Raw genomic sequence first — 17,228 nt, forward strand, 5'->3', positions numbered from 1 at the left:
GCGCGAAGCACCCGAACACGGCCCCGATTTCGGGGCAGATGGGAACAAAAAGTGGCGACCCTGACGGGACTTGAACCCGCGACCTCCGCCGTGACAGGGCGGCGCGCTAACCAACTGCGCTACAGGGCCAGATGTGAAATTGTGTTGTCGCCCGCACAACAACCGTGCGTGGGAGAAAAATAAGGAACCCCCACGAGTAGAAGCCTCATGGGGGTTCAGCAGCGGCGTAATGACCGCTACGTGGCTCCGACCGGCATCGATCCGGTGACCTTTCGATTTTCAGTCGAACGCTCTACCAACTGAGCTACAGAGCCAGACGATCAATCGAACTGGATACCCAACTCTAGGCGATCGCCGTGAAGATGAAGAAGCCCTTCCGAAGAAGAGCTTCCCCAACCTAGCGACCCTGACGGGACTTGAACCCGCGACCTCCGCCGTGACAGGGCGGCGCGCTAACCAACTGCGCTACAGGGCCATGCATATTTAGTTGTATTCAGTGACAGTGACCCCAACGGGATTCGAACCCGTGCTGCCGCCGTGAAAGGGCGGTGTCCTAGGCCGCTAAACGATGGGGCCGAGACAATTTCTTGCCTGCTACCGAGATATGAGCTTATGGCAACAATGGCGTAGGGCGCAAATCGTGGCCGCAGTGCGGGATCCCTGGCGTGTCGCGAAGCTTCTCGACAGCGCCAGTTGCGCCCCGCTCAGCCACCGAGCGCACGCTGCACCCGGTTGAGCGAAATGTTCTCGAGACGTTGCACCCCTGCCCCGGTGCGCTGCTCGAAGTGGTAGCCCATTTTGCCCTGGCTGAGCATGCCAATGAGGTGTGGCTCGCTCGCGTTCCACATGATCCACGTCGGCTGCCCATGGATGTTTGGGCCTAAGAAGGTGAACTCAATCGCTTGCCGCCCGAACCGCTGGATGTTAGGCCCCAGCCGATCCGTTGGGAGCGCTAGCACCTTCTCACCCTGCCGTCGCACCTCGCTCATGGCCCGATCCTATCTAACCCATCGCAAAATTTCGATTGTGAAACGCTCATCTACGCACAGCCTGTTAGGCGCCGGCGTAGAACGCCCCGATTGCGCGGGCAAGCCCGTGCAGGTCGTTGACGTGCGCGAGCTCCCGCGCCGAGTGCATGGAGAGCAGCGGCACCCCGACGTCGACGGTGCGGATCCCGAGCCTGGTGGCCGTGATCGGACCGATGGTCGATCCACACGGCACCGTGTTGTTCGAGACGAATTCCTGCGTTGCAACGCCGGCCGTCGCGCAGGCCCGCTGCCAGAGCGCTGCGCCGTGCGCGTCGCTCGCGTAGCGCTGGTTCGCGTTCACCTTGAGCATCGGCCCATTGCCCGCGAGCGGGCGCACGTTTGGGTCGTGCTTCTCCTGGTAGTTCGGGTGCACCGAGTGGCCGGCGTCTGCCGACAGGCACCACGACGCTGCCATCGCCCGTGCGGCGTCGTCAGCGGTCGCGCCGAGCCCAGCACGCAACCGCGTGAGAACGTCCTCCAGGAAGGGCCCTGCGGCTCCTGAGCGGGTGTCTGAGCCGAGCTCCTCGTGGTCGAACGACGCGAACATCGAAATCGTGCCCGGTGCTGGCTCGGTTTCGATGAGCGCGACGAGGCCAGCAAACGTCGAGCTCAGGTTGTCGAGGCGGGGCGACGCGAGGAACTCCTGGCGCGCACCGATCAGGCTCGCGGCCTGCGTGTCATACATCCGCACGTCGGTGCCCGCGATATCGGCCGCCGTGATGCGCCCGGTGTCCGCGGTGAGCTCGGCCCGAGCGGGGGCTTCCCCGAACGGGTCCTCCCCCGGCTGCGGCAGGTTCGCGGCGGTAGCGAGCAGCTCAAGCACGGAGGTCTCGGGCGAGGACACCGCGAGGATCGGCTGCGTGTTCCGCTGCCGATCGAGCGTGAGCCCAGAGTTCGCCTCGCGGTCGAGGTGGATCGCGAGCTGTGGGATCCGCGCGACCGCCTGCGTGCAAACAAGTCGCTCCTCCCCGGAACTCGTGACCACGCGCCCGGCGAAGCCGAGGTCGCGATCGAGCCAGGAGTTGATGAGCGGGCCGCCGTAGATTTCGACGCCGGCCTGCGACCAGCCCGCGGCCGTGAAGTCGGGCTGCGGTTTCAGCACGAACCCTGGCGAGTCGGTGTGCGCGCCGAGCACGCGCACCGGGCTCGTCGCGGTGACGGCCTCCCCCGCCCGCCACGCGATGATCGCGCCGTCGCGGACGACGACGCCGCGGGAACCGGCAGTGACCGGCCCCCACGCGTCTTCCTCGGACAGCTCGGTGAAGCCCGATCCTGCGAGGATCGCCGCTGAGAACCGCGCCGCGTGATACGAACTCGGCGATGATCCTACGAAATCGATGAACTCATTGATGTACCCGTCGCGGTTACTCAGCAGCGTCTCAGTCATGGCGTTACTTGATCACGCTCGACTGCGGCGCATCGGTTGCAACCGGTGCGGTGAAGGCTGCAGCGAACTCCGAGAGGAGGCGCGCACCGAAACCGGTGGAACCGGTCGAGCGCCACAGATCGTCGCGATCCGTCTCCATCGTCGCCGCGATGTCGAGGTGCCCCCAGGGCACATCGCCAACGAACTCGTTGAGGAAGAGCGCCGCGAGGATCGCCCCGCCGTACGGGCCGCCAATGTTCGACAGGTCGGCGACGTTCGACTTCAGCTGATCGCGGTAGCGGTGGTCGAGCGGGAGCGGCCAAATGCGCTCGTCGGTGAGGTCGGCCGCTGCAGCGAGCTGCTCGGCGACCTGATCGTTGTTCGCGAGGGTCGCTGCGGTGCTCAGACCGAGCGCTGCCATCGCGTTGCCCGTGAGGGTCGCGATGTCGACGATCGCGTCTGGGCGGCGCTCCTCCTCGGTTGCGAGCACGAGACCGTCGGCGAGGACCAGGCGGCCCTCAGCGTCCGAGTTCTTCACCTCTGCGGTCTTGCCGCCGCGGAAGGTGAGCACGTCACCGATCTTCGTCGCGGTGCCCGAGAGCATGTTGTCGGTGCACATGAGCCAGCCGGTGACGACGCTGTCGACGCCGAGCTCGCGCAGCGAGAGCATCGAGGCGAATACCGCGCCGGCGCCCATCATGTCCATCTTCATGCTGCCCATCGAGTTCGCGGGCTTCAGGCTCACCCCGCCCGAGTCGAACATGATGCCCTTGCCAACGAGGGCAAGGTGCGGGGTCGCGTCGGTCGCGCCCTTCGGGGTGGTAGCGGAGCTTGATCATGCGTGGCTCTTCGACGCTGCCGGCGTTCACGCCGAGCAGGCCGCCGGTGCCGAGCTCGATGAGCGCTTCGCGGTCGAAGATCTCGACCTCGAGGCCGTACTCTGGGCCGAGCTTCTCCGCGATTTCAGCGAACTTCTCAGCGCTGAGGTGACGGGGAGGCGCGTTGCCGAGGTCGCGGGAGATCGCGGCGGTGCGTGCGAGCACGAGGCCGCGATCCACGCCCTCCTGCGCGGCCGCAGCGTCACTGTCTGCCGCACCGAGGAGCATTGATTCGAGCGCGACGTGCTTCGACTCGCCCTTGAGTGACTCGAAGCGGTAGCGCGCGAGCACAGCACCCTCGGTTGCGGCGAGCGCAGCGTCGCGTGCCGAGAGTTCAGCCGAGACAACCTCAGCGAGGTCGAGCGCAAGCTTCGGTGCTTCGTTCGCTGCGCGGGTGAACGCGGCAACGGCGTCGCGGAGCTTCGCGGCGGTCTTCAGCCCCTCACCGGTGCCGACGAGGACGCAGAGCGTCTCACCGGGGAGGCGGAGGGTCTGGCCTGGCTTGCCGGTGAAGCCCGCTGCGGCGAGCGCCTCACGGGTGATGCCGGTGAGGCGCTCGCACGAAGGCAGCTCCCCCTCAGCGGCGATAAAGCACGCACGGACGGGGGCTGCGGCGACATCGGCGGCGGAGCCGATGGTGACGTCAGTCGTCTGTGCGAGCGAGGGGACAGGGTCAAAGGATGGGTCAATCACAACACTCATGCCCCAACCCTATCCCTCGCGCATCGCAACGGTCTCAGCGAGATTCGGCCGTGACCGGTTGCCCGCTCAGTCGATCGCGAGCGCCGTGACCGGCGACACCCGCACGGCGCGCCTGGCCGGGGCCGCTGCGGCGATGAGCGCGAGCGCGATCCCGAACACGGCGACCCCGGCGAGCATGAGCCACGGAATGCTCGGAGCGGCGAAGCCCACCTCCGACCCGATGAGCGATTGCGCAGCAACCCAGCCGTAGAAGACACCGAGCACGAGCCCGAATCCGAGGGCGGCGAACGTCATCTGCGCGCTCTCGGCGAGCACCATCCGGCGCACCTGGGCCCCGGTGAAGCCGAGCGCGCGCAGCAGGCCGAGCTCGCGGGTGCGCTGCAGCACGCTGAGCGAGAGCGTGTTCACCATGCCGACGGCCGCGATCACCGCCGAGAATCCGACGAGGCCGGTGAAGATCGCCGTCGTGACTCCGAGGGTCTCGTTGAGCGCGGCCTCCATGGCGGGGTCGGCGTCGAACGCGATGAGCGCCATGGTGCGGTAGCTCTCCATCGCGACGGCGAACATCACGACGAGGGTGACGCCGATGACGAGGCCAATCGTCGAGCGGGCGCTCCGCTCGGGGAAGCGCACCGCGTTCGCGGCGGCGAGGGATCCCGTCGGGCCGCGGTCGATGAGCTTGCCTGTCAGGCGCAGCACCGGCGGCATGATGATGTGCGCGCCGACCGCGATTCCGGTGAAGGAGAACAGGCCGCCGAAGAACGAGACGCCGAGCGCCATCGGGGAGACGACGCTCATGAGGATCCCGCCCGCGAGCAGGGCGACGCCGATCGCGATGAGGATCCACGCCCACACGGTGCGGGCACTGCGGCCGCGCGCGTCTTCGGGGCGGAGCTCAACCGACGCGCCAGTCGCCGCGATCGGTGACACTGCTGCCACGCGGCGGGAGCCGGCCCAGGCTGCGGCCCAGGTGGTGAGCGCGACGATCACGACCGCGAGGAGCGCGAGCGGATCGAACAGCGGGTACTCGCGGCCGGCTGGTAGCCAGCCCCAGCCTGGCCCGAAGGTGGTGGCAACGAAGACGAGCCCCTCGGCGAGCGCGAAGCCGATAGCGGCACCGATCGCGCCCATGAGCAGGCCCTCCGCTGCGACGCGGGAGCGGATCCTCGCGGAGGTGGATCCCACGAGCCGGTACAGCGCGATCGTGCGCGTGCGGCCGGCGATAATCGTCGCGAACGTGTTCGCGGTGACGATCGCACCGACGTAGAGAGCGATGAGAATGAAGATCGCCGAGACCATGAGCAGCATGACCCGGAAGGTGCCCGAGCCCTCGATGATGTTCGGGTCGATCGCGGCACCCATGACGCCGGTGAACAGGATGAGCGTCACCGCGAAGAGCGTGCTCAGCGCTGAGACGACAACGGTTGCTGCGTGCTCGCGGAGACCGGAGCTAGGAGCGGCACTCATGCTGCGTTCGCCTCCATGTTCAGCATCGTCGTCGAGATCTCCTCGGCGGTCATCGCTGCGCGGTCGGCGACGACGCGGCCGTCCGCGAGAAACAGGATGCGGTCGGCGTAGCTCGCGGCGATCGGGTCGTGCGTGACCATGACGATGCTCTGGCCGGAGTTCGTCACGGCCGAGCGCAGCAGCTTGAGCACCTCGCGGCCCGTGCGCGAGTCGAGCGCGCCAGTCGGCTCGTCAGCGAAGATCACGTCGGGGTTCGTGGCGAGCGCCCGCGCGATCGCGACGCGCTGCTGCTGCCCGCCCGAGAGCTCGTGCGGCCGGTGCTCGAGGCGCTCGGCGAGGCCGAGCTGGCCGAGGAGTGCGTCGATCCACGCCATCTCCTTCAGGCTCGGCTTCTTGCCGTCGAGCTGAAACGGGAGCATGATGTTGCCGCGCACGTCGAGCGTCGGCACGAGGTTGAAGGCCTGGAAGATGAAGCCGATCCTGCGCCTGCGGAGCTTCGTGAGTTCGGCGTCGCCAAGGTTCGTGACCTCGTCGCCGCCGAGCCAGACGCGCCCCTCGCTCGGGGTGTCGAGGCCGGCCATGACGTGCATGAGCGTCGACTTGCCGGAGCCAGACGGGCCCATGATCGCGGTGAACTGGCCGCGACCGACGCCGATCGAAATGTCGTGGAGCGCGACGACGCGGTGTGCGCCGTCGCCGTAGTACTTGCCGAGGTTCGCGACTCCCGCGACCGCTTCAGCCTGCTGGGGAGATGTAGCTTGCGTGTTCATACTTCGAAGTTACGGGCGCGCGGCGCGTGGCGGATCGGTCCGCGGTCCTGCCCGACTCGTACCCGGGTGCCGTTGGGGGCCGTGCCCGGGTGGTACCCGGGTACCGATGCGGTCGGGTTGGCATGTGCCTCACCCGCCGCACCGGCACCGCCGGGTACCGGCCGGCTACGCCGCCGCTTCGGGCTGCACGCGCTTCTTCGGAACGAAGAAGGCGAGCACCAGGGCGACGAGCGAACTCAGTGCGGCAACGACGAAGGCTGAGTGGATGCCCTGCGCTGTCGCTTGGACGCCGTCGAGCCCCGCGCTCGTTGCCGAGGCCGAGCTGAGCGACATGATCGTCACGAACACTGCCGTGCCAACCGCGCCCGCAAGCTGCTGGACGGTCGAGAAGATCGCGCTGCCGTGGCTGTACAGCTCGGGAGTGAGCGCCCCGAGCGAGGACGTCATGAGCGGGGTCATCATGAACGCAATACCCAGATTGAGTACGAGCATCGCAACAACGACGAGCCACACCGGGCTCGAGACGGTGAGCTGCGTGAGCAGCACGAGTGCGATGGTCACGACGACTGCGCCTGGGATCACGAGTGGGCGGGCGCCCAGCTTGTCGAACAGCGCGCCGACGAACGGTGCGGCGAGTCCCATGAGCAGTCCGCCTGGAAGCACGACGAGACCCGTGGTGAGGGGGCTCAGCCCGAGCACGTTCTGCATGTAGATCGGCAGCAGGATGAGCGACCCAAACATGGACAGCATGACGACCGAGATCACCACAATTCCCACCCAGAACGGGCGCTGCTTGAACGGGCGAAGGTCGAGGAACGCTGTGCCGCGGCGTTGCAGCGAGAGCTGCCGCCACACGAAGAGCGCGAGGCCGATGAGGCCGGCTGCGATGGGAAGCGCCGGTGGCACGGGAACACCACCGTCGGCCGCCTGGCCGAGGCTGCCGAGGCCGTACACGAGCCCACCGAACGCGACAACGGAGAGTAGCGCGGAGAGCACGTCGAACTTCACGGCCTTCCCCCTCTCACCGCGCCCGATGAGCAGTGCACCGACGATGAGCACGATGACGACGATGGGGAGCACCGCGATGAATACCGAACGCCATCCGAACGCGGTAATGAGCAGGCCGGAGAAGGTCGGGCCGAGCGCCGGAGCGGCAGACATCACGATGGCAATGAGCCCCATCATGCGACCGCGCCGCCCCTCGGGGATGCGGGTGAGGATCGTCGTCGACAGCAGCGGCATGATGACCGCTGTGCCAGCCGCCTGCGCGACACGCGCGATGACGAGCACGCTGAACGCCGGGGCGAACGCCGCAACGGCCGTGCCAACAGTGAAGAGGCCGAGAGCGGCAACGAAGATCGTGCGCGCCGTGAACCGCTGCAAGAGGAACCCCGACATGGGGATGAGCACTGCCATGACGAGCATGAACGCCGTCGTAAGCCACTGGCCAGCTGAGGCGGTGACCCCGAACTCCGCCATGAGCGGCGGCAACGCGACCCCCATGACGGTCTCGTTGAGCACCATCACGAATGCGCCGGCGAGCAGTATCCAGATGAGGGCCATGCCCTTGCCCCCTGCGTCGCTTGCAGGTGCAGGCGTTGGGGGTGGTGCTGGGGTACGTGCGCTCATCTATTCCTCCGGAAATAGTCAATGTGACAGTGACTGACAGTTTTGGCAGACAGTGCCAGCATAGGTCCCGTTTCCGCTGCTAACCTGTGAGCATGCCGAAGCCGACGCTCAGAGAAGTCTCGCGACAGGCCGTCAGGCAGCGCGTCAGCGACGTCGCCGTCGAGTTGTTCGCCGAGCGCGGCTACGATGACACGACGGTCGAGGAAATAGCCGAAGCGGCAGGCATCTCCGAGCGCACCTTCTTTCGCTATTTCCGCACGAAGGACGAGGCGTTCTTCTTCCGCGGGGAATCCGACATCCAACGGCTCGTAAGCTACGCGCGATCCCGCCCGGAAGCCGAAGCGCCGTGGGTCACGTTGCAAGCTGCCATTGAGCACGCGCTCGATGCGCTCGACCACGACTCCGAACTGGCGCGGGAGCGACAGTTCCGCGCGATCCTCGCCGCATCGCCAACGCTCATCGCGCACCAGTTTGCCCGGCTGTCTGAGGCGCTCAGAGTCGTGAGCGATACGCTCTGGGAGCGCTGGATCGACCTGCACGGCACCACAGACGAGGATGACGACGCCCGCCTGGTCATCCGGGCCCTCGTCGGCTCAATGCTCGGCGCACTCACCGAAATCATGCCCCGAGCGGAAGAACTCCCGAGTGACGAGCGTCTGCGCTTCGTGCGCGGCACACTTGCCGCTATCAGGCCAGCGCGCGAAGACCTCGCCGGCCCGCAGCCTGAGTAGCGCTCCGCCCAACCGCTGCCGTCGCCGCTACGGGCGAAATGCCGAGGGAGGTGCGCCAAGCATGCGCGCGAACGCGTACGAGAAGGCTGCAGGCGACGCGTACCCGAGGAGCATCGCGACCTCGGTAACGTTCTGGTGGCGCAGGATCGGCACCGCAGCGAGCAGGCGCGCCCTCGCTCGCCAGGCGGCGGGGCTCATCCCCGTTGCCGCCCGAAACTCGCGGGTCAGCGCGCGCTCGCTCATCGCCGCGGTCCGCGCCCAATCTGCGTTGCTCACACCGACGCCGGGGGCCGCGAGATACGCACTGCACAGCTCGGCGAGCGGCGCGCTCACCGGCACCGGCAGGTGCAGCGGCACCTCTGGCGCCCGCTCGATTTCGATGAGCAGCAGCGCGAGGAGCGCGGCCTCGCGCTCCGGATCCACCGCACTCGCGGCGCTCCCCGGATTCACCTCGCCCGTTGGTGCCCCCAGATCCACCGCGGCGCGCAGCAGCTCCCGCACCAGGGGCGCAATCTCAACCACGCGGCAGCGCTCCCGCCACCACGGCACCGCGGCCGGCTCGACGTAGAGGCTATTCGTCTGCACGTCGAGCATGCGCACCCGGTGCTGGGTGCGCGGGGAATGAGCACCGCGCGCTCCCCCGGGACCGTCCACGAGTCGCCAGCCGTCTCAACGAGCATCGTGCCGGTGGCCGCGTAGAGCAGCTGCGCGCGCCGATGCTCGTGCCAGTCGAGGAGGGTGCCCGCCGGGTAATCGGTCGCGATGGGCAGCACCTGAGCCGGGTCATGGTCGACGCTCGCGAGCGGAATGTTGCGCACACTCCAGCTTAGGCCGAAACTCGAACACTTATGGTCAATATTCGATTGTCACCACCCGCCGATCGGAGTGAAATGGGTGCAGTGAGTGTGCTTCTCGTCATCCTGATCGGCCTCGTTACCGGGGCAACAACCGTGCTATTCGGCTTCGGCGGCGGCTTCGTAACCGTCCCCGTTATGCTCTGGATCCACGCAGCCGCTGGGCCCGGAGCCGCGGTGACCGCCGTTGCGACATCCGCGGTCGTGATGGTGGTGAACGCGCTCGTGGCGACACTCGCAACGCCGCGCGCCCTGCTCGGCGCGCTCCGCGGATCGGCGCCACTTCTCGCCCTGCTCGCCGCGGGCGGCCTCGCCGGCGCACTCCTGGCGACCGTCGCCCCGGAGCAACTCATCACGTGGGGCTTTGCCGCGTACCTCGCCCTCACCATCCTCGACGCGCTCCTCCGGCCAGGGTTCCTACGCCCCGCCGCGCGGCCAGCAGGCCCCGCGCAGGGTGAGGTCACAACCAGCCCGCGCTTCGCAATCGGCGCTGGGCTCGGACTCCCCATCGGAGCACTCGCGGCGTTTCTCGGCGTTGGCGGCAGCGTGATGACCGTGCCGCTGCTGCGCCGCTCCGGGCAGCCGATGCGCGTCGCGGCGGCCCTCGCGAACCCGCTCACGCTGTGCGTCGCGGTGCCGGCACTCGCCGTCTTCCTCCTCACGGCGCCTGCCGGCCAGGGTGCGGGCGACTGGTCGGCCGGCGCGGTCGACCTCGGATCCGCGGCGCTCCTCCTCGCGGGTTCCATTCCCGTTGTCGTGCTGTGGCGTCGCCGACCACCGCGCCTGCCTGACGGGCTCCACGCGTGGGGATACGTGGCCCTCCTCGCCGTGGTGCTCGGCGTCGTGCTTGCCCAACTGCTGTAGCCGCATCGCGACCGCACACCAGCGCATCCCCGGCGAGCGCCGGCCGAGCAGCGGAGCCCGGGGTAGCGGAGCCCGCACAAAAATACATGCGTGGGAATGTATTTTCCGGTTGGGTGTTATAGCAAGCATGAGATCATTCGGATTCCTCTCCTTCGGCCACTACGGCCCCGTCCCCGGCTCCCGCGTGCGCACCGCAGGCGACATGCTCAAGCAGACCATCGAGCTCGCAGAGGGCGCAGACGAGATCGGCGTGAACGGCGCCTACGTGCGCGTGCACCACTTCGCCCGCCAGGCCGCATCGCCGATCCCGCTGCTTACCGCGATGGCCGCGCGCACGAAGCGCATCGAGGTCGGAACAGGGGTCATCGACATGCGCTACGAAAACCCGCTCTACCTCGCGGAGGAGGCGGCGGCGCTCGACCTCATCTCCGACGGCAGGCTCGCGTTCGGCGTGAGCCGGGGATCCCCCGAAACCGCGCTCCGCGGCTACGAGGCATTCGGCTACACGGGCTCCGAGGATCCGCGCGGCGCCGACATGGCCCGCGACAAGTTTGAGCTCTTCCTCCGCGCGATCGAGGGCGACACCCTCGTTGACTCCGATCCACAGATGGCCCCTCCAGGCCGCCTCGCGATCGAACCACAGTCACCCGGCCTCCGCGACCGCATCTGGTGGGGCGCGGGATCCCGCGACACCGCAGTGAACGCTGGCCGCATGGGCGTAAACCTCATGAGCTCGACCCTCGTGACAGAGGCGACGGGCGAGCCGCTCGGCATCCTGCAGCGCAAGCAGATCGACGACTACCGCGAGGCCTACAAGGCCGCAGGCCACACCGGGAAGCCCCGGGTCTCCGTGAGCCGCAGCGTCTTCCCGATCATCACCGAACAGGACGAGCTCTACTTCGGGCTGCGCGGCGGCGGCCCCCGTTCGGAGGCGCAGGATCAGATCGGCGTGATCGACGGCTTCCGGTCGACGTTTGGCCGCACCTACGCTGACACCCCCGACAGGCTCATCGAGCAGCTCAAGGCCGACGAGGCGGTGATGGCGGCTGACACGCTCATGCTCACCATCCCGAACCAGCTCGGCCCAGAGTACAACCTCCACATCCTCGAGTCCTTCGCGAAGCACGTCGCGCCGGCGCTCGGGTGGAAGCCGAACACGGAGGGACCCGCTGTAGGCGACGCGGTCTGAGCGCGTGGAAGTCCGCCGAGACGCATTGTGCTTTTGTCTCGCTCAGTCAGCGAAAGGAATGCGCGTCGTTGTCGCTAACTCCCTGAAAGCATCATGGGCTCGTCGTGTCAGAACGAGTCGATAATCTCAGCGCCTTCTGCACTCACGAGGAGGGCCTGGTCGTCTCGGAGCGGGAGCAGTGGGTAGCGGTCACCGTAGGTCGTCAAGACCTGCTGAATGAGCGCAGGTGGGTACGGAGGCAGTTGTCCGTCAGCGTGAGGAACAATGATCTGTTCGATGAGCTGAAGTCCACTGTCGTCTTGAAGGTCCGGAGCCGCTTCCCTGCTATCCATCAGCTCGAGCGGAGTGACCGTTGGGCCCGCGACAATCGAGCCAGCGCTGCAGCCGATGTACGGCAACCCAGCCCTGACCCTCTCAGCAAGCGCCTGATCTGCGCCACTTGAACGAAGCGCATCGAGCAACGCAAAAGTCTCGCCGCTTGCCACATAGATGGCGTCGAGTGAGTCAAGGAGCTCATCAGACTTCTCGACATCCATGTCCCGCGCCCGAATCTCGATGATGGAGTACCCAAACGCCTCAATTTTGGCGCGCTCGGCCGAGGCGAAGGGCATGCCAATTCCGGCATCCGACACGTAGCCGAGACGAAGCGGCCGTTCGAGCGCGCCCACGCACCCGTCCAAGAAGCTAGGGATGGCCGCAGGGTTCATTGAGAGCAACAGCAAGTCCATAAACTGAATACTACTGATTCACCTTCACCCAGTTCCTCGGAGAGGCACCTGTCGACGCGCACCAAACCAGCTCGGGCCCGAGTACAGGCTCCACCCGTCGAGTTGTTCACGAAGCACGTCGCCCGCGCACTTGGATGGAACCCGAACGCTGAAGGTCCACTTCGAGGGCCACTCGCCCTCAAATGACTAAAAGCGGGACACTTCGCTGTCTTCGTGCGCTTCCTCGTCTGCGTACCAGACAGTGACAGAGTCACGGGGGGAAATCGTGGCGCAGAGCACGCCATAGAGCATGCAGCACATGGTGAAGAACATCGCGAGCCCCACACTGGGTGCTGCTCCACGCTCAATCTCTTGGGTCATCGACCAAGCACCAAACAGGACGCTTACGAGCACGGCAGCAACAGATCCAAGAAAACCTCTCTGCCAGCGTCTGTTGTACTTCCAGCTCTCCCGTGTCCCAAGGAGCCCAATAGCTCCGCAGACAGTGGATGCAAGTAGCGCTAGCGCAGCGAGAACCCAGCCAGCGTCGCTGCGAATCAGTTCTCCATCGGGCGAGAAGAAAACTGCGAAGTCGGTCAGCCAAGCCCTGGGATTAAGAACGAGAAACACCAGGACAGACACGAACGGCGCGAGCATAAGTGCAAGACTCAAGCCCTCGCGAAATCTCTCTGCCCGCTGAGGGCTCTCCGCTACTTCTGACGAGCGCATCACGGCTCCTTCACCACGGCGAAGACACAATCTCTTCCGCTCACTATTGCATATATTGAGCCAACGCTGCGGCGAAGTTCACGCGCCCAAATAACCTCGGGCCCGAATACAGGCTGCCCCGTCGAGTTGTTCACGAAGCACGTCGCGCCTCGGTCGTGGCGTGAAGCAAGCGGAATCGTTCGCACACGACCGGCATGTCAGGTTCGAAGCCTCGCGGATTCTCGGAATGCTTGCGCCAGTACTCTTCATGCGTCTCACGCCAGTCCAGCAGACTCCGGTCGCCTTCTCCCTCGGCGAAGGCATGGGACGGTTCTACTTCGCCGAATGGAACCACTTCGACCGAAACAGTCTCAATGAGCGCACACGGCACTCCGCGGCCATCGAGGATGATGCTCAGCAATCCGCGCTCAGGCAGTGCGTCCTGTGAATACTCGTAGTCCCAGAGTGATGATGCCGTTGCGGTCTTCGTCCCGTCGATCACGAGGCCCAAGAGGCTGTCGGCGTGCGCGGGGGTTGCCCCGAACGCCCAGGCTTCTGGACTGGCCGCTGGCAGGCCAGGCAAGACCGATCGGCAGTCACGCCAGAACTCTTCGATGGCGAGAGGGTCGTTCATGCGTTCAGCGTAGCCGGAGCACGGCGCTGACCTCGGGACCTGGACTGCTCTCGAATCCGCTCCGCCCCGCACCCGACCTGCGCATCCCTGAGTCGTTCGCAACGTATGTCGCATCTCGCTCGACTGGTGCCCGCACACCGCGGGGCTTGCAGCGCTCGGGGCGTCACCACCGCGCTACTCGCCCTGCGCTCCTTGGCGGCCTTCCGCGCTAGCGTCGTTGAGGTCGATAATCGAGCGGATCAGTGAATCGCTCGGAAAATCGAGGATGAGCACGCCCGCGCCACCCGCGAGCGCCCCGGCATCGCGCCGCAACTCGGCTTCGAGGCGCGGGTTCAGCTCGGCCGCGTAGCAGCGCGGCGTGCATGACACCGCCGTCGCGCTCACGTGGTTGAACCGCAGCCCAGGCTCAGACGGTGCGGAGAGCAGCGCCCGGATCGCCGCAAATTTCTCCCCGATATCTGGCGATTGAAAATCGTCTTGGATTCGCAGCGGGGCATCCCAGAACGGCAGCGTCAGCTCATCGAGCTCCTGCCCGAGGGTGCCAAGCACATCGCGCAGCACGATGACCTTGCCACGCGCCTCGCCCAGCTCTGCCCGCTCATCCTCCGGCACCCAGAGCCGATCAGCGGCGTTCTCGAGAACCGGCCGGACTGCCTCCCGGAACGCGTCATGGTTTGACCGCTCCTCGTCGCGAACCCGCACAAGGAGAAACTCGTCCGGCTGCGCCGCAAGAAACGCTTCGATCGTGTCGAACACGTCGGCCAGCGTGCCCGCAACCGGCACCCAGCCGTGCGCGAGCCCACCGTCGTTGCGCACCCGAATGTCAAGGTAGCGGATCCCGGCGCGCAGCTGGCTATCGAGGTCACGCGTCTGGGTGCGCGAGTACGGGCGAGTGAGCCACCAGGCGACGCCGCCGGTGTAGGTCATCGTGTCGTGCGTGCCTGGGATCGAGAGTGCAGCAATGCGGGTGTCGTCCGGCACGCCTGCCTGCCACGACCCCTTTTCCCCTGGTCCTTCCCCGGCGGGGAGCCCTCGGCCAGCGCCGATCCACAGCGCCACGAGTAACGCGACGAGAACCGCGCTCACCGCACCGAGCACACGGCGGACACGACGCACAGCTGCCGAACGCGGAGCCACCTCCCGAGTGGCTCCACGGCCCACGACGCCCGAGTGCTGCAAGGACATGCCACCAGCCTACGCCTCACAACTGTTGCCGCGAAGAGCAACGCGACACCACGGGACAGTGTCGTGACGATCCACACAGCAGCGCTGCCTGCAACCTGCAACGCTTTCAGTGAACGTCACCGTAAGGTGCGTGAGCACGCACGTTCGGGGCGCTCCGCACGAACGAGCGCACGACTCACAGTGGAAGCAGCATGAGTATCGGGCTCACCCATTCACTCCGCCGCGCCGGGATCCGCCGCCAGCAGCGCCTCGCTGATGAGCGCCAGCGACGCCTCGGCATCCTCGACCGATAGATACAACCGGTGAAACGGATCTCCACCAGCAATCCCGACAGTCAGGACGCTCCCGCTGCCGGAAAAATTCCAGTAGTGACGCTCCTTGTTCGGGTGGAACGTGCCGACGAGCTTGCCGAAACCGTCGAGTCCTGGCCCCCGCCAGCCCTTCGCAACGTAGTGGGGTCGGTGCTCGATAGCCACATCCGTGATGTGCGCGAGCGGAACGACCACTCGCCTGCGGAACCCCCAAACCTTGTCCAGGCCGCGAGGCACCACCACCAGGGCTTCCGGATTGATTTCAAGCCGGTTCCTCGCGCTCATGCATGCTCCCTTCGCGCGCAGACATTCCTTCCAGCGACGCTCATCCGAGCGCCCGCTCTGGCGCTGCCCACGGCACGGTTCGGTAGCCACTGAACCATCGCGCCGAGGGAGCGCTTGCCCATCAAACCCCGCCGGCAACGCGCAGCGTCGTACCTGAAATATAGCTCGCGCCTTCGGAGAGCGCGAACAGCACTACCGACGCCACCTCGGTGACCGTGCCTGCCCTCCCCATCGGATGCCGCTGCGCGACCCGCGCTGTCCGATCAGGGTCGCCGGCGCTCGCGTGAATATCCGTGTCAATCGTGCCAGGCGCAACGCCAACGACCCGCACGTGTCCCGGCGCCGCCTCGATCGCGAGCCCCTTTGTGAGCGCGTCGACCCCCGCCTTCGCAGCCGCATAGTGCACGTACTCACCTGGTGAGCCCGTCGTCGCCGCCCCGGAGGAAATGTTCACGAGCACGCCGCCGGCGCCCAGGGCCCGCACCGCTCTGCGCGCCACGAGAATCGCGGAGGTGAGATTCAGGTCGACGACGCGTCGAATGACGTCCGTTGGCGTGTCGAGCAGGCTGCCGACGTTGAGCGTAGCGCCCGCGTTGTTCACGACAGCGTCTATGCCTCTGGACCACTCTGTCGCAGCTGCGAACAGGGTCTCGATCCCCTCATCCGTCGTGAGATCCGCCCGCACCGTGAGACACCGCACCCCGGCATCGATAATCTCCGCTTTGGTGACGGCGGCCGCGGCATCATCCCGCGCATATCCGAGGACGACATCACTGCCCTCGGCGGCGAGCGCAAGCGCGCACGCCCTGCCGATCCCGCGCGTACCGCCAGTGATGAGAACCGTTCGTTGAGCCATGCGTCCAGCCTACGCCGCGACTACCGGTCTCAGACGCCGCAGGCGCGGCCGCCCTCGACTCTGCGAGAATTGGCGCATGAGCTCTGTCGTCGATCTGCTGGAGCGACGACAGATCGGCCTCTATCTGTTCGCACTCGCCCTCGGGGCAGCCGTCGGACTGTCCTTCCCCGCCGTCGCTGGCGCCGCCGAGTTCGCAATCAACCCCGTCCTTGGGCTCCTCCTCTACGCCACCTTCCTCGGTGTCCCCTTCGGAAAGATCGGCGAGGCGCTACGCGACTGGCGATTCCTCACCACGGTGTTCGTCGTGAACTTCGTCATCGTGCCAGGTGTCGTCTTCATCCTCTCGAGGGTCGTCGCACACGACCAGGTGCTGCTCGTTGGGGTGCTGTTCGTGCTTCTCACCCCGTGTATCGACTACGTCATCGTATTCACTGGGCTGGCCGCGGGTGCGAGCGACAGACTCCTCGCCGCCGCGCCACTTCTCATGCTCGCCCAAATGCTGCTGCTGCCGGTCTACCTCTTGGCGTTCGTCGGGGGCGACTTTGTTGACAGCGTCGATCTCACCCCATTCGCTGAGGCATTCGCTGTGCTCATCGTGCTGCCGTTGGTGGCAGCCGGGCTCACGCAGCTCGCAGCTGCCAAGACGAGGTGGGGGCGGCCGGTAGTCGACGGGGCGCTATCCATGATGGTCCCGCTCATGATGCTGACCCTCGCCGTCGTTGTGGCATCCCAGATCAGCGGGGTCGGGCGTGAGCTCGGGGCCCTGCTGCTCGTGGTCCCCGTCTATGTGGCCTTTGCCGCCATCATGGTGCCAATCGGAGCGACTGCTGCGAGAGTGGCCAAGCTCGATGTTGCCGCCCGCCGAGCGGTCGTGTTCTCTGGGGCGACACGAAACTCTCTCGTGGTGCTGCCGCTCGCACTCGCGCTGCCGGCAGGCTTCGAGCTCGCCCCGCTCGTCGTCGTCACACAGACCCTCATCGAACTCGTCGCCATGGTCATCTTCGTTCGGCTTATCCCCCGGCTCATCCGAGACCCAGTTACTCACCGCTAACACCGCCAGAGAC

17 protein-coding genes, 4 tRNA genes and 1 pseudogene are annotated in these 17,228 nt (G+C 66.5%); 4 read left to right on the forward strand and 18 right to left on the reverse strand.

All coding sequences use genetic code 11. From position 1 onward, the window contains the following. Positions 1 to 52 precede the first annotated feature (52 nt). The 11 genes and pseudogenes from SD72_RS12750 to SD72_RS12795 form a co-directional block, all read right to left on the reverse strand. Positions 53 to 129, reverse strand: a tRNA-Asp gene (locus SD72_RS12750). Between the two features lie 112 nt (positions 130 to 241). Continuing rightward, positions 242 to 314, reverse strand: a tRNA-Phe gene (locus tag SD72_RS12755). An 87-nt stretch (positions 315 to 401) separates the two neighbouring features. Next, positions 402 to 475 (reverse strand) — tRNA-Asp (locus SD72_RS12760). 28 nt (positions 476 to 503) lie between these two features. After that, positions 504 to 576: transfer RNA gene (locus SD72_RS12765), tRNA-Glu, on the reverse strand. A 128-nt stretch (positions 577 to 704) separates the two neighbouring features. After that, complete coding sequence (locus tag SD72_RS12770) at positions 705 to 989, reverse strand: hypothetical protein (protein WP_042544850.1); 285 nt, start codon at positions 987 to 989, stop codon at positions 705 to 707. A gap of 64 nt (positions 990 to 1,053) precedes the next feature. Then, positions 1,054 to 2,415 (reverse strand): M18 family aminopeptidase, encoded by a 1,362-nt coding sequence (locus tag SD72_RS12775; protein WP_042544851.1) that lies wholly within the window; start codon positions 2,413 to 2,415, stop codon positions 1,054 to 1,056. Between the two features lie 4 nt (positions 2,416 to 2,419). Then, complete coding sequence (locus SD72_RS18320) at positions 2,420 to 3,157, reverse strand: leucyl aminopeptidase family protein (RefSeq protein WP_232299768.1); 738 nt, start codon at positions 3,155 to 3,157, stop codon at positions 2,420 to 2,422. Positions 3,158 to 3,254: 97 nt separating this feature from the next. Next, positions 3,255 to 3,974, reverse strand: a pseudogene (locus tag SD72_RS18325) (M17 family peptidase N-terminal domain-containing protein); the annotation flags it as partial. A gap of 66 nt (positions 3,975 to 4,040) precedes the next feature. Beyond that, the gene (locus tag SD72_RS12785; protein WP_042544852.1) at positions 4,041 to 5,441 is read right to left on the reverse strand and encodes an ABC transporter permease; all 1,401 of its coding nucleotides are present in this window, start codon (positions 5,439 to 5,441) and stop codon (positions 4,041 to 4,043) included. Further along, positions 5,438 to 6,211, reverse strand: coding sequence for an ABC transporter ATP-binding protein (locus SD72_RS12790; RefSeq protein WP_042544853.1), 774 nt, complete (start codon positions 6,209 to 6,211; stop codon positions 5,438 to 5,440). The genes SD72_RS12785 and SD72_RS12790 overlap by 4 nt, the downstream gene beginning before the upstream one ends. Before the next feature lie 165 nt (positions 6,212 to 6,376). Then, the gene (locus tag SD72_RS12795) at positions 6,377 to 7,840 is read right to left on the reverse strand and encodes an MDR family MFS transporter (RefSeq protein WP_042544854.1); all 1,464 of its coding nucleotides are present in this window, start codon (positions 7,838 to 7,840) and stop codon (positions 6,377 to 6,379) included. A gap of 92 nt (positions 7,841 to 7,932) precedes the next feature. On the opposite strand from SD72_RS12795, the gene SD72_RS12800 reads away from it, so the two are divergent. After that, on the forward strand, positions 7,933 to 8,571 hold the full coding sequence (locus SD72_RS12800; RefSeq protein WP_042544855.1) for a TetR family transcriptional regulator: 639 nt from the start codon (positions 7,933 to 7,935) through the stop codon (positions 8,569 to 8,571). A gap of 27 nt (positions 8,572 to 8,598) precedes the next feature. Here SD72_RS12800 and SD72_RS12805 read toward each other — a convergent pair whose 3' ends face one another. Next, a complete protein-coding gene (locus SD72_RS12805) occupies positions 8,599 to 9,165 on the reverse strand; it encodes an AraC family transcriptional regulator (protein WP_198141965.1) in 567 nt (188 codons plus the stop codon). A gap of 296 nt (positions 9,166 to 9,461) precedes the next feature. Between SD72_RS12805 and SD72_RS12810 the strand changes: the two genes are divergently transcribed. Both SD72_RS12810 and SD72_RS12815 read left to right on the forward strand, forming a co-directional pair. Then, entirely contained in the window at positions 9,462 to 10,289 is an 828-nt protein-coding gene (locus SD72_RS12810) for a sulfite exporter TauE/SafE family protein (RefSeq protein WP_232299769.1), read from the forward strand. 127 nt (positions 10,290 to 10,416) lie between these two features. Then, the gene (locus tag SD72_RS12815) at positions 10,417 to 11,478 is read left to right on the forward strand and encodes an LLM class flavin-dependent oxidoreductase (RefSeq protein ID WP_042544856.1); all 1,062 of its coding nucleotides are present in this window, start codon (positions 10,417 to 10,419) and stop codon (positions 11,476 to 11,478) included. Between the two features lie 107 nt (positions 11,479 to 11,585). On the opposite strand, the gene SD72_RS12820 is transcribed toward SD72_RS12815, so the two are convergent. The 6 genes from SD72_RS12820 to SD72_RS12845 form a co-directional block, all read right to left on the reverse strand. Continuing rightward, entirely contained in the window at positions 11,586 to 12,206 is a 621-nt protein-coding gene (locus SD72_RS12820) for a Type 1 glutamine amidotransferase-like domain-containing protein (protein WP_042544857.1), read from the reverse strand. A gap of 186 nt (positions 12,207 to 12,392) precedes the next feature. Continuing rightward, entirely contained in the window at positions 12,393 to 12,914 is a 522-nt protein-coding gene (locus SD72_RS12825) for a hypothetical protein (RefSeq protein WP_042544858.1), read from the reverse strand. A gap of 130 nt (positions 12,915 to 13,044) precedes the next feature. Further along, positions 13,045 to 13,527, reverse strand: coding sequence for an ASCH domain-containing protein (locus SD72_RS12830; RefSeq protein WP_042544859.1), 483 nt, complete (start codon positions 13,525 to 13,527; stop codon positions 13,045 to 13,047). 174 nt (positions 13,528 to 13,701) lie between these two features. Continuing rightward, positions 13,702 to 14,712 carry a phosphatidylinositol-specific phospholipase C domain-containing protein gene (locus SD72_RS12835; RefSeq protein WP_157000578.1) on the reverse strand — a complete coding sequence of 337 codons (1,011 nt, stop codon included), beginning with the start codon at positions 14,710 to 14,712 and terminating at the stop codon, positions 13,702 to 13,704. A gap of 212 nt (positions 14,713 to 14,924) precedes the next feature. Next, on the reverse strand, positions 14,925 to 15,308 hold the full coding sequence (locus SD72_RS12840; RefSeq protein ID WP_042544861.1) for a hypothetical protein: 384 nt from the start codon (positions 15,306 to 15,308) through the stop codon (positions 14,925 to 14,927). Positions 15,309 to 15,429: 121 nt separating this feature from the next. Next, positions 15,430 to 16,164 carry an SDR family NAD(P)-dependent oxidoreductase gene (locus SD72_RS12845; RefSeq protein WP_042544862.1) on the reverse strand — a complete coding sequence of 245 codons (735 nt, stop codon included), beginning with the start codon at positions 16,162 to 16,164 and terminating at the stop codon, positions 15,430 to 15,432. 76 nt (positions 16,165 to 16,240) lie between these two features. Here SD72_RS12845 and SD72_RS12850 point away from each other — a divergent pair, with 76 nt between their 5' ends. After that, complete coding sequence (locus tag SD72_RS12850) at positions 16,241 to 17,215, forward strand: arsenic resistance protein (protein ID WP_042544863.1); 975 nt, start codon at positions 16,241 to 16,243, stop codon at positions 17,213 to 17,215. The last annotated feature ends 13 nt before the right edge of the window (positions 17,216 to 17,228 follow it).

Source organism: Leucobacter komagatae, from assembly GCF_000834055.1.
Taxonomy (GTDB): Bacteria; Actinomycetota; Actinomycetes; order Actinomycetales; family Microbacteriaceae; genus Leucobacter; species Leucobacter komagatae_A.

What these genes read in the sequence shown, in the direction of transcription:
- SD72_RS18320 (WP_232299768.1), bottom strand. Translation starts at nt 3,157, where the DNA reads ATGTTCGACTCGGGCGGGGTGAGCCTGAAGCCCGCGAACTCGATGGGC.
- SD72_RS12845 (WP_042544862.1), bottom strand. Translation starts at nt 16,164, where the DNA reads ATGGCTCAACGAACGGTTCTCATCACTGGCGGTACGCGCGGGATCGGC.
- SD72_RS12815 (WP_042544856.1), top strand. Translation starts at nt 10,417, where the DNA reads ATGAGATCATTCGGATTCCTCTCCTTCGGCCACTACGGCCCCGTCCCC.
- SD72_RS12830 (WP_042544859.1), bottom strand. Translation starts at nt 13,527, where the DNA reads ATGAACGACCCTCTCGCCATCGAAGAGTTCTGGCGTGACTGCCGATCG.
- SD72_RS12790 (WP_042544853.1), bottom strand. Translation starts at nt 6,211, where the DNA reads ATGAACACGCAAGCTACATCTCCCCAGCAGGCTGAAGCGGTCGCGGGA.
- SD72_RS12800 (WP_042544855.1), top strand. Translation starts at nt 7,933, where the DNA reads ATGCCGAAGCCGACGCTCAGAGAAGTCTCGCGACAGGCCGTCAGGCAG.
- SD72_RS12795 (WP_042544854.1), bottom strand. Translation starts at nt 7,840, where the DNA reads ATGAGCGCACGTACCCCAGCACCACCCCCAACGCCTGCACCTGCAAGC.
- SD72_RS12785 (WP_042544852.1), bottom strand. Translation starts at nt 5,441, where the DNA reads ATGAGTGCCGCTCCTAGCTCCGGTCTCCGCGAGCACGCAGCAACCGTT.
- SD72_RS12770 (WP_042544850.1), bottom strand. Translation starts at nt 989, where the DNA reads ATGAGCGAGGTGCGACGGCAGGGTGAGAAGGTGCTAGCGCTCCCAACG.
- SD72_RS12840 (WP_042544861.1), bottom strand. Translation starts at nt 15,308, where the DNA reads ATGAGCGCGAGGAACCGGCTTGAAATCAATCCGGAAGCCCTGGTGGTG.
- SD72_RS12835 (WP_157000578.1), bottom strand. Translation starts at nt 14,712, where the DNA reads ATGTCCTTGCAGCACTCGGGCGTCGTGGGCCGTGGAGCCACTCGGGAG.
- SD72_RS12805 (WP_198141965.1), bottom strand. Translation starts at nt 9,165, where the DNA reads ATGCTCGACGTGCAGACGAATAGCCTCTACGTCGAGCCGGCCGCGGTG.
- SD72_RS12825 (WP_042544858.1), bottom strand. Translation starts at nt 12,914, where the DNA reads ATGCGCTCGTCAGAAGTAGCGGAGAGCCCTCAGCGGGCAGAGAGATTT.
- SD72_RS12850 (WP_042544863.1), top strand. Translation starts at nt 16,241, where the DNA reads ATGAGCTCTGTCGTCGATCTGCTGGAGCGACGACAGATCGGCCTCTAT.
- SD72_RS12820 (WP_042544857.1), bottom strand. Translation starts at nt 12,206, where the DNA reads ATGGACTTGCTGTTGCTCTCAATGAACCCTGCGGCCATCCCTAGCTTC.
- SD72_RS12810 (WP_232299769.1), top strand. Translation starts at nt 9,462, where the DNA reads ATGGGTGCAGTGAGTGTGCTTCTCGTCATCCTGATCGGCCTCGTTACC.
- SD72_RS12775 (WP_042544851.1), bottom strand. Translation starts at nt 2,415, where the DNA reads ATGACTGAGACGCTGCTGAGTAACCGCGACGGGTACATCAATGAGTTC.